1 tRNA gene and 1 rRNA gene are annotated in these 326 nt (G+C 44.8%); both read right to left on the bottom strand.

Going from position 1 to position 326, the window contains the following annotated elements:
• Position 1: 1 nt before the first annotated feature.
• Positions 2 to 74, bottom strand: a tRNA-Val gene (locus ACMX9J_RS27730).
• A 116-nt stretch (positions 75 to 190) separates the two neighbouring features.
• Positions 191 to 306 (bottom strand): 5S ribosomal RNA (rrf, locus tag ACMX9J_RS27725).
• Positions 307 to 326: the final 20 nt, after the last annotated feature.

The following is a 326-nucleotide window of genomic DNA, read 5'->3' as shown; positions in this document are numbered from 1 at the left end:
GTGGAGGATGACGGGATCGAACCGCCGACCCCCTGCTTGTAAGGCAGGTGCTCTCCCAGCTGAGCTAATCCTCCAAAAAAGATCTATATAAGCGCTTTATAAGCGTTATTTTCATTACTTATAATAGAATATTTCAAATAAAAAACCCCTATGCTCTTTTATACGAGACTCATAAGGGGTCTTATTAATTGCCTGGCAACGTCCTACTCTCACAGGGACAAAGTCCCAACTACCATTGGCGCTAAAGAACTTAACTTCCGTGTTCGGTATGGGAACGGGTGTGACCTCTTCGCTATCGCCACCAGACAAGAGATTGCTCTCTCAAA

Source organism: Priestia sp. RMT2NF4, from assembly GCF_047872835.1.
GTDB lineage: Bacteria > Bacillota > Bacilli > Bacillales > Bacillaceae_H > Priestia > Priestia zanthoxyli.
The sequence above is the reverse complement of the archived record's forward strand: the minus strand, read 5'-3'. Positions and strand labels throughout refer to the sequence as shown.